The sequence below is a fragment of the Lysinibacillus sp. 1 U-2021 genome, from assembly GCF_029916965.1.
GTDB classification, from domain to species: Bacteria; Bacillota; Bacilli; order Bacillales_A; family Planococcaceae; genus Lysinibacillus; species Lysinibacillus capsici.
Genome location: NZ_CP123966.1, coordinates 3,656,353 through 3,668,997, shown reverse-complemented (window position 1 = coordinate 3,668,997; position 12,645 = coordinate 3,656,353). Strand labels below are relative to the sequence as shown.

30 protein-coding genes are annotated in these 12,645 nt (G+C 28.5%); 28 read left to right on the top strand and 2 right to left on the bottom strand.

The window, feature by feature from the left end:
- Positions 1-18 precede the first annotated feature (18 nt).
- From QH639_RS19285 to QH639_RS19235, 11 genes are all read left to right on the top strand, one after another.
- Entirely contained in the window at positions 19-579 is a 561-nt protein-coding gene (locus QH639_RS19285; RefSeq protein WP_281115026.1) for a hypothetical protein, read from the top strand.
- 48 nt (positions 580-627) lie between these two features.
- The gene (locus QH639_RS19280) at positions 628-816 is read left to right on the top strand and encodes a hypothetical protein (protein ID WP_281115025.1); all 189 of its coding nucleotides are present in this window, start codon (positions 628-630) and stop codon (positions 814-816) included.
- A 59-nt stretch (positions 817-875) separates the two neighbouring features.
- Positions 876-1,229 carry a helix-turn-helix domain-containing protein gene (locus tag QH639_RS19275; RefSeq protein ID WP_281115024.1) on the top strand — a complete coding sequence of 118 codons (354 nt, stop codon included), beginning with the start codon at positions 876-878 and terminating at the stop codon, positions 1,227-1,229.
- A 35-nt stretch (positions 1,230-1,264) separates the two neighbouring features.
- On the top strand, positions 1,265-1,540 hold the full coding sequence (locus tag QH639_RS19270) for a hypothetical protein (protein WP_281115023.1): 276 nt from the start codon (positions 1,265-1,267) through the stop codon (positions 1,538-1,540).
- Between the two features lie 226 nt (positions 1,541-1,766).
- A complete protein-coding gene (locus tag QH639_RS19265; RefSeq protein WP_281115022.1) occupies positions 1,767-1,922 on the top strand; it encodes a hypothetical protein in 156 nt (51 codons plus the stop codon).
- 135 nt (positions 1,923-2,057) lie between these two features.
- Positions 2,058-2,327, top strand: a complete 270-nt coding sequence (locus QH639_RS19260; RefSeq protein ID WP_281115021.1) for a stage V sporulation protein S — start codon at positions 2,058-2,060, stop codon at positions 2,325-2,327.
- Positions 2,328-2,435: 108 nt separating this feature from the next.
- Positions 2,436-3,056 (top strand): hypothetical protein, encoded by a 621-nt coding sequence (locus QH639_RS19255; protein WP_281115020.1) that lies wholly within the window; start codon positions 2,436-2,438, stop codon positions 3,054-3,056.
- 352 nt (positions 3,057-3,408) lie between these two features.
- Positions 3,409-3,741 carry a hypothetical protein gene (locus QH639_RS19250; protein ID WP_281115019.1) on the top strand — a complete coding sequence of 111 codons (333 nt, stop codon included), beginning with the start codon at positions 3,409-3,411 and terminating at the stop codon, positions 3,739-3,741.
- Positions 3,738-3,965, top strand: coding sequence for a hypothetical protein (locus tag QH639_RS19245; protein WP_281115018.1), 228 nt, complete (start codon positions 3,738-3,740; stop codon positions 3,963-3,965). The genes QH639_RS19250 and QH639_RS19245 overlap by 4 nt, the downstream gene beginning before the upstream one ends.
- Before the next feature lie 51 nt (positions 3,966-4,016).
- Complete coding sequence (locus QH639_RS19240) at positions 4,017-4,901, top strand: DNA-methyltransferase (protein WP_281115017.1); 885 nt, start codon at positions 4,017-4,019, stop codon at positions 4,899-4,901.
- Between the two features lie 25 nt (positions 4,902-4,926).
- A complete protein-coding gene (locus QH639_RS19235; RefSeq protein ID WP_281115016.1) occupies positions 4,927-5,412 on the top strand; it encodes a hypothetical protein in 486 nt (161 codons plus the stop codon).
- 78 nt (positions 5,413-5,490) lie between these two features.
- Here the strand turns inward: QH639_RS19235 and QH639_RS19230 are convergent, their stop codons facing one another.
- Complete coding sequence (locus tag QH639_RS19230) at positions 5,491-5,664, bottom strand: hypothetical protein (protein ID WP_281115015.1); 174 nt, start codon at positions 5,662-5,664, stop codon at positions 5,491-5,493.
- Positions 5,665-5,673: 9 nt separating this feature from the next.
- Complete coding sequence (locus tag QH639_RS19225) at positions 5,674-6,285, bottom strand: HNH endonuclease signature motif containing protein (RefSeq protein WP_281115014.1); 612 nt, start codon at positions 6,283-6,285, stop codon at positions 5,674-5,676.
- Between the two features lie 186 nt (positions 6,286-6,471).
- Between QH639_RS19225 and QH639_RS19220 the strand changes: the two genes are divergently transcribed.
- The 17 genes from QH639_RS19220 to QH639_RS19140 all read left to right on the top strand — a co-directional run bounded on the left by QH639_RS19220 (position 6,472) and on the right by QH639_RS19140 (position 12,381).
- On the top strand, positions 6,472-6,660 hold the full coding sequence (locus tag QH639_RS19220; protein ID WP_281115013.1) for a hypothetical protein: 189 nt from the start codon (positions 6,472-6,474) through the stop codon (positions 6,658-6,660).
- Positions 6,661-6,696: 36 nt separating this feature from the next.
- Positions 6,697-7,089, top strand: coding sequence for a YopX family protein (locus QH639_RS19215; RefSeq protein WP_281115012.1), 393 nt, complete (start codon positions 6,697-6,699; stop codon positions 7,087-7,089).
- Between the two features lie 69 nt (positions 7,090-7,158).
- A complete protein-coding gene (locus QH639_RS19210) occupies positions 7,159-7,446 on the top strand; it encodes a hypothetical protein (RefSeq protein ID WP_281115011.1) in 288 nt (95 codons plus the stop codon).
- A 50-nt stretch (positions 7,447-7,496) separates the two neighbouring features.
- Positions 7,497-7,754 (top strand): hypothetical protein, encoded by a 258-nt coding sequence (locus QH639_RS19205; RefSeq protein ID WP_281115010.1) that lies wholly within the window; start codon positions 7,497-7,499, stop codon positions 7,752-7,754.
- A gap of 15 nt (positions 7,755-7,769) precedes the next feature.
- A complete protein-coding gene (locus tag QH639_RS19200) occupies positions 7,770-8,042 on the top strand; it encodes a hypothetical protein (protein WP_281115009.1) in 273 nt (90 codons plus the stop codon).
- A gap of 51 nt (positions 8,043-8,093) precedes the next feature.
- The gene (locus tag QH639_RS19195) at positions 8,094-8,354 is read left to right on the top strand and encodes a hypothetical protein (protein ID WP_281115008.1); all 261 of its coding nucleotides are present in this window, start codon (positions 8,094-8,096) and stop codon (positions 8,352-8,354) included.
- 41 nt (positions 8,355-8,395) lie between these two features.
- Entirely contained in the window at positions 8,396-8,524 is a 129-nt protein-coding gene (locus QH639_RS19190; protein WP_281115007.1) for a hypothetical protein, read from the top strand.
- A gap of 21 nt (positions 8,525-8,545) precedes the next feature.
- A complete protein-coding gene (locus tag QH639_RS19185; protein WP_281115006.1) occupies positions 8,546-8,740 on the top strand; it encodes a hypothetical protein in 195 nt (64 codons plus the stop codon).
- A gap of 126 nt (positions 8,741-8,866) precedes the next feature.
- A complete protein-coding gene (locus tag QH639_RS19180) occupies positions 8,867-9,061 on the top strand; it encodes a hypothetical protein (RefSeq protein WP_281115005.1) in 195 nt (64 codons plus the stop codon).
- A gap of 122 nt (positions 9,062-9,183) precedes the next feature.
- On the top strand, positions 9,184-9,381 hold the full coding sequence (locus QH639_RS19175; protein WP_281115004.1) for a hypothetical protein: 198 nt from the start codon (positions 9,184-9,186) through the stop codon (positions 9,379-9,381).
- Between the two features lie 37 nt (positions 9,382-9,418).
- Complete coding sequence (locus tag QH639_RS19170) at positions 9,419-9,658, top strand: hypothetical protein (protein WP_281115003.1); 240 nt, start codon at positions 9,419-9,421, stop codon at positions 9,656-9,658.
- 5 nt (positions 9,659-9,663) lie between these two features.
- Complete coding sequence (locus QH639_RS19165) at positions 9,664-10,101, top strand: hypothetical protein (protein ID WP_281115002.1); 438 nt, start codon at positions 9,664-9,666, stop codon at positions 10,099-10,101.
- A gap of 46 nt (positions 10,102-10,147) precedes the next feature.
- Complete coding sequence (locus QH639_RS19160; protein ID WP_281115001.1) at positions 10,148-10,393, top strand: hypothetical protein; 246 nt, start codon at positions 10,148-10,150, stop codon at positions 10,391-10,393.
- A gap of 23 nt (positions 10,394-10,416) precedes the next feature.
- Positions 10,417-10,923 (top strand): hypothetical protein, encoded by a 507-nt coding sequence (locus QH639_RS19155; RefSeq protein ID WP_281115000.1) that lies wholly within the window; start codon positions 10,417-10,419, stop codon positions 10,921-10,923.
- 66 nt (positions 10,924-10,989) lie between these two features.
- Positions 10,990-11,190, top strand: coding sequence for a hypothetical protein (locus QH639_RS19150; RefSeq protein WP_281114999.1), 201 nt, complete (start codon positions 10,990-10,992; stop codon positions 11,188-11,190).
- Positions 11,191-11,232: 42 nt separating this feature from the next.
- The gene (locus tag QH639_RS19145; RefSeq protein WP_281114998.1) at positions 11,233-11,517 is read left to right on the top strand and encodes a hypothetical protein; all 285 of its coding nucleotides are present in this window, start codon (positions 11,233-11,235) and stop codon (positions 11,515-11,517) included.
- Between the two features lie 42 nt (positions 11,518-11,559).
- On the top strand, positions 11,560-12,381 hold the full coding sequence (locus QH639_RS19140) for a metallophosphoesterase family protein (protein WP_281114997.1): 822 nt from the start codon (positions 11,560-11,562) through the stop codon (positions 12,379-12,381).
- Positions 12,382-12,645: the final 264 nt, after the last annotated feature.

Below are 12,645 nucleotides of genomic sequence, written 5' to 3'. Positions count from 1 at the left end.
CAATTAAGGGGTGCAGTGATGGACAAAGCAACATTTGATATGATTAAAAAATTTCATATTATAGAAAATGACATCTATGATCAATTATGTGCAAAAGGTATGGAATTCTCTGAAGTAGAAGATTTGCTTAATAACTCTGTTGATTATCGTGAACAGTTACTAAGAATAGGGAAGTATTTAGTTAAAAAAGAATGTTTAAACAAAGATACATTTATCAAAGAGAATTATCAGGACATTGAAAAGTACATTAAGCTTAATGTTATTTATGAATATGATAATGGAATGGCTTTATGTGAAACTACTTCTGGTTTATTTTATTTAGTACCACAAAATCTTTTATCTTGTAATGATGAAGAGGTAGGAGATGTAGAAAATGAAATACAAGATGACGAGAACAATAGTCAGTGGGTAGTCAGTTATCTAGATTTAATTGATGATGATGTGAAAACATTATTCTTTGAATCTAAAGAAGAAGCTGAAGCGAAATATAAAGAAGTTAAAAGTAATAAAAACCACATGTCTGAATTAATCCAAAGTAAAAGTCAATATGATCAATTTGAATTAGGATTAATAGATTAAGGTTAAATAATAGAAGTTTTTGACTTAAATAACAAGGAGGTAGATTGAATGACAGGAAAAAACGTGAAAGTAATTAAGTATAGCGGACTTTCAAGTAGCAAAGTGAAGTATCCTGTAGAAAAAACTATTGTTGGAACAATCATTAAAGCTAATGAGGCTTATTTACGAATTAAACCAGAAATAGGAAGGATTGTCGAGGTCGCAAGAAATAAAGTAATCAGTGTGAAGGATAAATGATATTAGATACTAGGTAAAATGAAGTTATTATTCAAATCTAAACTGAAGGTGGTGAATACATGGATATTTTAGCAGCAAGACTTAAGAAGCTAAGAGAAGAAAATAAAGTATCAAATAAAGATTGGACTCAAGGTTATGTTGCTGACAAATTGAATGTAGCAAGGACTTCCTATACCGCATATGAAAATGGTACAAAACAACCTACATTAGAAACGTTAATCAATATAGCTGATTTGTTTGATGTTTCTATTGATTATCTTTTAGGAAGAAGTGTTCAAAAGAATATTAATGATGATTTTGTTAAAGAATTAATTGAACTAATCCAAATGATTCCAGAAGAAAATATTAATGAATCGAAAATAAAATTATTAGCATACACACATGGTCTAGTAGATGCCTATGATAGTAATTAGTTTTTATTTAGTCGAATCTCAGAGGTGAAAAGTTTATGAAATATGTCACTCAATTGACGCATGATCAAATATTAGAAATCATGGAAATTTACTCACCGAACAATCTTGAATTGAACTATAAGAAATTAGATCATTGTATAGGAGTTACCCTTAGAGATCATGAAGGAATAGAAGAAAATTATACAATTAATGATTATGATGTAAATATTATAGATTGGATGGGTAATGAACATTCATATCTTATAAGATTTAGAGAAAAGATGTTGAACTGGTTCGGTTTCGAGTATGCAAAAGATTATTTATTAAAATAGAACTATTATTTAATGAGGTGGTGAATTAAGTTGCCATTGAAATGTTTAAGCTGTGAATCAGAAAGATTATACCGATATATAGAAAAAGTAAAAGCATATGAACAAAAGATTACCAATAATAATAAGATTTCGAAACAGAAAAAGTTAAAGTTTGCAGATTATTTAAATCCTGACCATATACACTGTAAAAATTGTGGTGAAAGAAAAATTAATTAGGGGTGTTTGTATGAATAAAAAGATTAAAAATAACATCATCATTTTCACAATTTTACAAGAACTAAGATGGGCAAGTTTGCGACACACATCTTTAGAAGTCAGAATTTTCTCTAAAGATTTATTGGAGAAAGTTGAATATGAGTTGACTCATTGGAAAGATGGTTAAATATGATAGCGATTTTAATTATTTCCATTACGTATAAGCTCATTTTCTTTAAAAGATGATAAATATATCAAGCACACTATAAATGGCTTTAAAATCAACGTAAATAACTAATTAGCACATAGAGGAGAAATATAGATGACAACATTAAAAGTATCAAGTAAATCAAATCCAAATTCATTGGCAGGAGCAATTGTAGCAACTTTAAGAGAAAATCCTAGTGTAGAAATAGCTGGTGTTGGTGCTGGTGCAATTAATCAAGCAATAAAAGCTATCGCTGTCGGTGAAGGTTTTGTAAGACCTGAAGGTAATGAATTGGTCTGTATTCCATACTTCGAAAATATCACAATTGAAGGAGAAGGTAGGACTTCTATAAGATTGAGAATAGAAAAGAGAAAGATGTATTAAATTATTCAAAGTTTAAGTTGTGAAGGAGGTGGAGTATCATCTAGTCTATATAAAGGTGAAATAAAAGAAAAATATAAATATGAAAATACATAAAAGGATTTAATTAATATGAGTAAGGAGAAAAGAATATGGTTACAGATACCAAATGAAATAATACGCAACACGGGATTTAATATTGATGAAAAGTCATTTGCTATTTATGCATTTTTACTTTTCAAGAGGTTTCAAGCTTTCAGTAATGGCGAAATAGATGTTTTACTTAAAGATATAAAATTTGTGACAGGGATTACAGATAACAGAACTGTGAAGAAGTGTTTTTCAATTTTAAGTGATCAAGACTTAATTAGGGTTGATTTTGATAGTTTACCAATTAATAATCCAATACATTTTACAATGTTAAAACCATATAAAGAAAACTACTTTACGCAATTACCTTTAAATTTACTAAAATCATTAGATACCATTGGTGTAATTGGATTTAGATTGATGTATTATTATGAGTCGTTTATTAACAGAGAGAATGTAACTAAACAATTTTGTTACCCTAGTTACGAGACTATTCAAGAGGATTTAGGTATAAGTAATTTTTCTGTAACGAAATATAATAAACTATTAGTAAAAGAAAAACTAATTACTATTACAAAACATAAAGTAGAGTATGATCCATTTGGAGATAGTGGATTAGAAAGATTCAATAATCATTACACTGTAAATTTACATATGATATAGATAGTAGAAGAATGAATAATTTTCACGATTGGAATTTTACCTGATAAGGTGAAATTTTAAATCGTATATACTGGTTATTAATGATTATTAAATATTCTTCTTTATACACAAAGAATTTTGCAACCTTTAATGGTAATTAACTTTGAGAGATGTTGCATTTCAATTAGCAATAGTGGTAATTGGCTTTATTAATGAATTTAGGTGCTATCAAGTCTTTAGAGAGCTTTTGTCTGAATAGTATACAAAGTGTGCTTAAAAGTATTAAAACGTCTAAAATCAATTGGAATCAATATTAAAAGTTAAATGAAAGATAGATATTATATAAACAAATAAATAATGAAGGAGAATTATTATGACATTTAAATTTCCTAAAGAATATGAGGAAAAATTAAAAAAGGAAAATGAATTAAAGTATGTATTATTTGAGGATGGATCACAGAAGCATGTATCTGAATTTCATAATAAAAGCATTTCACCAGACGAATATCGAACTTTTAGAATGAATTCTTATGCTAGAAATGATATTTATCCTAAATTAACGAACGAAGCATTACTTGAACAGGCTGAGTATTACATTTCACAATGTCATAAGCCATATAGAATAAGTACATATAACGATGCGATTATTCATTTGATTTTACCTGAATTGTTGAAACGCATTAAAGGGAGTGGAGAAATGGTATGAAAGATAGCAAAATCTATAAAGAATATGTTATTTCAGGTTGCAAATGTACTTTCGAGGAATATTTATTTGAAAATTATAATCTACTGGAGTTCTATTTTGAACAAAGTGAATCATGGGCTGATGATTTAGGTTCTTTAATTTGCGAGATTTATAGAAGTGGACTATTAAAAGATACTAAATTTGAATCGAAATTAGAAAATATTCATACTGCGTTAGATGTTTAATAAAAACTGAATATTATTTAAACATAAATACATAAAAGGGAAGTGGTAAATTTGAAATTAAACGAAATACATAATATAGACAATTTAGAACTACTTCAACACTTAAATTCGGAATCGATTGATTTAATTTACTGTGACATTTTATATAATACAAAACAAACTTTTAAACACAAAGATGGTGCAGTGGCATACGTGGATAAAATAGATAATGTGAATGAATTTTACGATGTTCGTTTTGAAGAAATGTATCGAGTTTTATCTAATACAGGAACAATTATCATCCAATGCGATTATAGAACATCTCCATATATACATATTCTTTTAAACAAATATTTTAAATTTCAAGATAAGATTGTTTGGAAGAAAAATGAGACGGGTAAAGGTGCGAAATCTAAAAAAGCATTATCTAAAGATTACGATGAAATCTTCTACTTTACAAAATCAGATAATTTTACAGTGAATAAAATTAAGTCGCCTCACGATGTAGTATCATTGAAGGAATTTAAGTATTTCGATGAAGAGACAGATAAGTACTTTAAAATTGTTCCATTGGGTATGTACTCTAAAATTTCAGTAGATAAAATGCGAGATAATGGTGAGTTATATATGACTAAATCAGGGAAAGAATATAAAAAATATTATCTGACTGATTATAATGAAAAATGCCTGTCTAACATTTGGGTTGATTGCAAGAATCTTTATAATGGAGAAAATAAGGAGATGGTCGATTATCCAACTCAGAAGCCTAAGTCTTTACTGGAACGAATTATTTATATGTTTTCGGACAAAGGTGATGTTATCGCTGACTTTTTCTGCGGTAGTGGCACTTCAATGGTTGTTGCGAAAGAATTAGGAAGACAATACATAGGGTGCGATATTAATTCTCGTGCAGTAGAAATTACAAATGAGAGATTAAATAAAAGTGATTTATTATAAAAATACATAATTAAGGAGAATTAATATGAAACCTTCAACACATAAAAAGATTAAAAGCTATAAATCAAAATCAATTAATACATATTATAAGTTGATGTATCCTTTAGCATGGGTGGTTGACAAATTTGAAAAACGTAACTATAACAGGTTAAAACGACAAGCGACTCCAGAACGTGTAGCAAAGCTATTAGCAAAAGATATGTACAAGTATATGTGTAAGAGTAATTATGATAATGCTGTATATGTGATAATTGCAGAAAGGGTTAACGAAGAGGAATACATTACTCCAAGTAGTTCAATTGAATATTTCACTAAATTTAATTCTAAATCAAGAAAGTTAGGTAAAATGTTAAATTGGAAAGATCGAAATGAGGACTTCTTTAAGAAAGTAATGTATGAATTTAATAAGTTAAATGAATATACGTTTGTAGAAACAAATGATAAATATAAGAATGACAAATGGGATATTAAAGGATATAAATATACATATTATTTTGGTGTTAAAGTTTAATTAATATGTTCATTTTATGAAATTGAGTAGTAATAGAGTTTTGGTGAGTAACTCACATGTAGATACTCACCAAAAATTTTAACACGATTCTTCAATTAATTTTTGATTAAATTCTTCTTGTTTATTAACTCCAAAACACAAATAAATATCTGTAATTACTAAAGAGTAATATGGCATAGTCCATCCTTCTTTAATGCCAACTGCAAGTGTAATATCTTCATTTGGATCTGTCGTAAAACCATCTAAATCCATTCCATATGTTTACCATCCACCATAAAATGATAAGAAATTATTATTCTTGAGATTGTTTATTTCGATAATGAAGTTCTGGTTTTTTCGTATAATTTTAGGTATGTCTAATTCGCCATTTTTTAAAAAATCTTTCAATAATTTTATAAGAACTTTCTGGTCACCATCATTTAAATATAAATAATTTTCAATAGCCTCTTTAAACTCTAAATATGAAAAATTTGTTCTTGTGAGTTTATGAAGAGCACGTGTCTTTTTATCATCAAACTCAACATCTTCCAAATCATCATAATATGTATCAACCGAAGGCTGTGTAATTACGATAGTATTTTCTCTTCTTTTTTGAACATCAGCATACCAAGCATCTCTATACTTTTTCACTAAGTCCGCATTGAATTTTCTTCCAAAACCTCCTTTTGCCATTGTTTCATCATGACATTGTAGGCATAAAACAGCTATGTTATCGATATCAAGACTATTGGAAGGGTCTTCATCGATATGATGGGTTTGAACAGCTTTCCTAGGTTCTCTACATTTACAACAAGTGCTATCTGACAAATGCATTGCTTCACTAACAATTTCTGGTGGGATTTTTACGCGCTCTTTCTCTTTCTTTTCTGCCATTCTTAAAACCTCCATAATTAAGTAAATAATCTATATAACTAGTATTATACATATTTATGAAAATTATTCATAATAATTAACTTTATTTAAATTAATAAATACATAAATTTAATTGATTTAATTTAATCTTGATGTTAATATAAATATAGGAAAAGTAGTTCTAGAAATTTAGAAGGGGTTATGTGAATGCATAATCAATGGACTTTTACAGAAACAGACAGTATTGAGTTGGTACATGAAACATTTTATAGCAAAATAGATGCTAAAGCAGAAGGAAAGAAAATGTTTAAAGGTAAAGACATTATAATAGGACAGTTAAAGGATTGTGGAAATAGTTATGCTGTAGAAAATCAAGAAGTAATTAAAGTTAATTAAAAGAACCGTTTTATGAAAATGGAGGAGGAATAAATTATGATCGTCAAAGTTAAATGTTGGAATAATGATCTGAAAATGTGGGATGAATGTGCCTATCCTTTATTTAAAGGAATGAATCCTTGTGAAATTATTGGATTTCAAGACAATGAAGGAAGCGATAAATTAATTGAAGATGGTCACTCAGTATTATTGTATAGTGGTTTAAAAGATTCAAAAGCAAAAGAGCTATATGAGGATGATATTTGTAAGAGTTCAATATACGAAGATGAATTATTCATTGTTAAATACAGTGAAACATCTGGGCAATGGTTTTTGTATCTATTACAAAATGGAACAGTTATGAATAACGTTAAATCGCTAAATTGGGAATCAGCAGGACATATCGAGAGAATCGGTAGTAAAAATGAAAATCCAGAATTAATTAAGTAATTTTGTGAAACGCTAAATTGCAAATGAGTAAAAATAGAAAACTATGACAATGATTTGAGTGGAGTTTTAATGCAAGATTATATCTTATCGTTTAATAAAATTAATGTAGAAGAGAACAAAATTGATCGACTCTTATCCCTGTTAGTTGGGGTTATGGAAAAAGAAGCATATGTAGTATTTAATAAAATCAAGACTCATTATAGCGAGATTGATTATCCTGACGTAGTATTGGATTTGATGGATGAGTATATGGAAATTATAGATGATTATCGAATTACTTTTGAGGATGCTGTAGATTTAGCTGATTCTATGGGATGGGATTTAATTAATGTGAAAATGAAGAATAGTATTGATTAAATTAATTAAAAGAGGAGTTTTATTTAAAAGTTAAAATGGAGGATGATTTAATGAAGATAAGTGAAATGATTTCAAAATTAAACGCAATAAATGAAGAGCACGGGGATTTGGATATCTACGAACATAACGATTGGGCTACAATTTCACCATATGAATTCAGTCCAAAAGTGAATAAAATATATAGTCAGAAATGGGAAGATGCACCTCATATGAGGGATGAGCTTTCTAATGGTAATTTAAATGAACAAGATAATGAACTACATGATGTAGATTTATCAAAGCCAATTGTAATTGGAGTAATTATTTAAAGGAGGAAATACATAATGAAACGAAAATTAGTAATAGCAGGGATGTTGGGATTTACAGCTTTATTTGGATGTAGTCAAGACAGTGAAAAAGTAGAAGCAGATTTACCTGAAGGATTTGATTTAATTTCTAAAGATGAAATTGATAAAGGTAATATTTATGTATTAAGAAATAAAATGACTGGATGCTATTATACATATACTACATCAATATATAGCAATACGTTTGCACCTAATGTTGAGACATTATTTATTGAAAAGAACGGTGCAACAGTACCTTATTGCGAGTAAGATTTAATCAAATGATTCTATTATTAAAATGAAAAGGAGATGAAAGTAAATATGGATAGTATGTATTTTCAAAAGAAGCGAAAAGAAGAGAATAAGTATAAGCCAAAAGAGAAATGGTTAGATGAATCTGACATATCCATAGCTGCTGTAATTTTATTTACGATATTGTTTTTGATTGGTTTATTGGTTGTTGCTACTATTTCAAGTAAAGAGTCAGAGATAGACTGTGAGTCAATTGGTGGGAAATATAAAGTTATAGATAAAACATTTGCAGGTAAATCAGTAGTAGAAGTTTATGGATGTGTAAAATAGTTAAATAATAGTCACGTTTTATTAGAAAGGAAGTGATATACGTGTGGAATAAGTTATATAAAGAAATGTATGTTGTAAAATTAAACGGTTTTGCGATTGTCGGATGGATTGCTGCATCTGTATATGGTTGTATCACTTTAATTAAAGAATTAGTAAATGCTATTAATTAATTTAATGAGAGGATGATCTATATGGCTACATATTGTGATAATGAATGTAAAGAAATGGGAGGAATTTGCGATTTCTGTATCCATTACCAAGATGAAAATGAAGGTACTAATAAGGGATTTGCAGGTGAAGGTAAATGTTTAAAGAAGAATGAGGAAGTGTGTGCTCACGATGGATGTGACGATGATTTTCATTGTTTTAAAATAAAAAATAAATAATATATTTAGGGGATGGAAAGTTTGCAACAGAAGAAGAATTAATACTTGCAAAAGCGTTCATTCTTACTATTCGATCAATGAAGAATAAATAGTAAATGATTTAGTAAAAGGAGGTGATATTGTGGAATGTTTAAGTGTCAAGAAAACTTGAATAAATTAGCACAAACTGCTGACTTATTAGGTTGGAAGATTGATATTCTAAGTAGCAATGAAGGGGTCATAATAACATTTGATGATGATTCCGAAGAGTATTACACCTTAGACGAACTAGAAAAGGCTTATTTAGAAGCAGTAAAAGCATTTAAAGAGAGTTTAAATTAGGTATTAAAGGACGTAGGGAGATTATTTCTTACGTCCTTTAATTAAATAAATACATAATTATAGTTGTATTTTAATCATTGTTGTGGTAATATTTAGGTAGATAAAATAAGGAGTGATTCACTATGAACGAACAAGAAAGAATTAAATACATAAAAGCTTTATCAGATAATGATTTGATGCGAGATATCAATGATGACGACATTAAGTTTCTGATTGACATCGCAGGAAGATTAGAGAAAGTTGCTAATGAATTTAATCCTACATATTCAGAAGGGCAGCAAAAGCATTTAGCTGACGCATATAAAGAAGTAATTAAATGAAACCAATATATTATTTAAATTAAGAGGAGGAGTCAATGTGACTGAATTAAAAAGCTTCAGAGACGCTTCAGGAAATATTATTTATGAAGGAGATTATACGACTATTGAAGGATCTAATATAAAATGGATTATTACATGGGTAGATAACATTGTAAAAGGTTGTATTGGCATGTCTATTGGTTGGTATGAGCAACGTGATGACTTTGAATCTTGGAGACAATTAGAATGTGGAGAAAGTTATGAGATAAAAGGAAATGTTCATTTAGAAAAGGAGTGATGTGAGTGAAGCTATATTTAGTTGCGTTCCAAGACGAAGCAGAGTGTACAGGGTATAACTTAATTGAAGAATTGGTAATCGCTGATAATGAAGTAAATGCGACTGAAAAAGCTTGGGAGAAGTACTACAATTCTGAAGGTTTTGAGATTAAGCCAAAAAGAGAAGATTATTATGTAGATCATATAACTGAATTAGATGAAGTAGATGGATATGAAATTAAAGTAGGGAATAAAATAAACAATTGTGTGAGCGTTTATTTGTGTCGTATTGATACTGTTCATAAGGCTTCAAATGGGTTCGTAGGAACACTACATAGAAGTATTTTTAAAAGCACAGAAGAAGTTTTAGAAGAAATGAAACATCGAAAATACAACGGTGAATGGGTTGAAGATGACAAAGGAAATAAATTAGATATTGATTTAAGAGAAGTCTGCTCGAAATGATTTAAGTAATATCATGCTTTTATAAATAAAGGAGAGGAGAAATACAGTGGATATTTCACAGATTATTGATGAGTTAAAAAAGATATTACCAGAAAGTAATTTCTATAAACAGCCTGAAACTTCGAAGCATAAGCTTAGTGAATATGAAAGAAAATATGAGATGTCAACTTTTGAGTTTGTAAATCTGAAGAAAGATATTTCTAACATAAGCGAGATTGAAAGGTTGGACTGGTTAGATTCGATGGAGACATATTGTAATTTCGGAGGAATTATAGAAGGTGTTAATAATTAATTGATAATATACATAAAGGAGAAATGATGATGAAGGCTAATATTAGTTTAGAACTAACAAAAGAGGACTTAGAATATGAAGTACAAAATTTAATATCGGAGATAGCTAAAAACGAAATTAAAAATATTGTTAGAAGTAAAGCTGATCAAATGATTGAAGAAGAATTAAAAGATAAAATCTCACCTATTGTTGAAGCTTACTTAGAGAATGCGAAAATAAAATATGATAGTAGAGATCGTAATATTGATACATATATTAGTGGAATAATAAAAGATTATTTAGATGAAAAGGTTTATGTTTATAGTAAATCTTCAGATAAATTGTCTGAAGTATATAAGAAATCAAGTGATAATAGTGGTAAGAGTACTAGGGCTTCTATGTGGGTAACAAAAAAAGCTATTGAGAGTGTAGATACGTATTTTTATGAAGAAATTCAAAATTTAGTTGAAGAAAAAGTAAAGCAAATCGCACCAACAAAAGAAGAGATTGAAGAAATTATTAAACGTGAAATAAAGGAACGGTTTAGTTAAAAAATGATTTAAATTCAATAATACTAAACTTTTATGAAAATAAAATATACGGGGGGGGGTAGAGTTGTGAAACTTGACATTCAAGATGCTAAATTGAGTTTGTTAATTGAGATTGACGGAAAAGTACATTTAATAGGTATGGATAAAGAAAAGTTAGATGCAGTTAATTTCCTAATCAAAAAATCAATTTCAATTGTTATACCGACAAATCGCACTCAACAAGATTTACGAAACTTTTTAAACTATAAAAATGAGTTTCCGATTTAAACAATAGAGACTTATTATTTAGATACAAAGGGAGTGTATTATGTGGATCATCCTGATACAAGACATATTAAAATAACAAATGATTTAAGGGGTATGATAAAAGAAATTGAAGAATTAAGAAAAGACTACGCTAATCTTAATCAAAAATACCACCAATCAGTAATGCTGTTAAATTTTGTGATGAGACAAATTAAAGAGATCGATTTTGATGTAACTGATTTATTTAAAGATAAAGATTTGTTAATAGATTGTGTAATGTTGACTAATCATCCAGATGGACAAAATAAATTGTATTATGATTTTTCAAAATTAAATACTGAACAATAATAAAGATTTATTATAGAAAATACATGCAAAAGGATTGGTTATATGCAGACTGATTATATTTCAGATTTACATTTAGACTTTTATATTAAACATATTGGTAACTATGATAAGTGGGAAAAGAAAACGCATAAATTTTTAGAAACGTTACTACCAGATAACAAAGGCGAAGTACTAATTATTGCAGGTGATTTATCACACTACAATATTCAATCGAAGTGGTGCTTAGAGTATTTTTCAAAGCAGTATGAGCATGTATTCTTTGTGTTGGGAAATCACGATTACTATTTAGTTTCAAATGGACAACGTGATAAATACAAGAGGAAAAGTAAGGAACGTGAATATGAACTAATGGGTCTCATTTTTCCTTTAATTAATGTAACAATGCTGTCTGATTTTATGACTTTCATCTATAAGGATTTAAAATTTGCAGGATCAACTTCTTGGTATCCATTGACTGAATTTAATGATGTCACTTTCTTCAATACAGTATCAAATGATTCAAGATTAATTAATGGAATGGATATCAGAAACGAAAATTTTCACGAAGGATTGGTATATGAAAATATGGAAGAGGTAGACGTGTTAATTACACATGTACCATCTATTTTAATTAACAGTCATCATAAATATGGCAGCACATCGTGTTATTTAAATGAATTAAAGCAGATAAAGGCAAAGCATAATATATTCGGTCATTGTCACGAACAAAGCGTGTACGATAAAGCAGGAATAAAATTCTATATTAATGCGTTAGGTTATCCAAATGAATGGCTAAATCATATGAGTCCACTTGAGTATAGTAAAGAAGAACGTCAGAAATATGCTTCAATGTGGAATAAGATCAAGTCGTTTGAAATTAAATAATGGGGTGAATTAAATGAAAAAGTGTAAGAAGTGTGGAGATAAAATAGTTGCTACTGGTGACATTATTGTGCTTGCAGATGGATATGAAATTGAAGAATTTAAGTGTAAGAAATGCAAAAATTATTAAATAATATTGGATTTTTATAAAAAAAGTAATAATACTTACTTAGTGATTATCTAAAACTTCTGTATGATTATACTTAGGTGGGTAATCATACAAAAATAACTATTTCTTGTAATTAATTGGGTAACAGGTATATCATT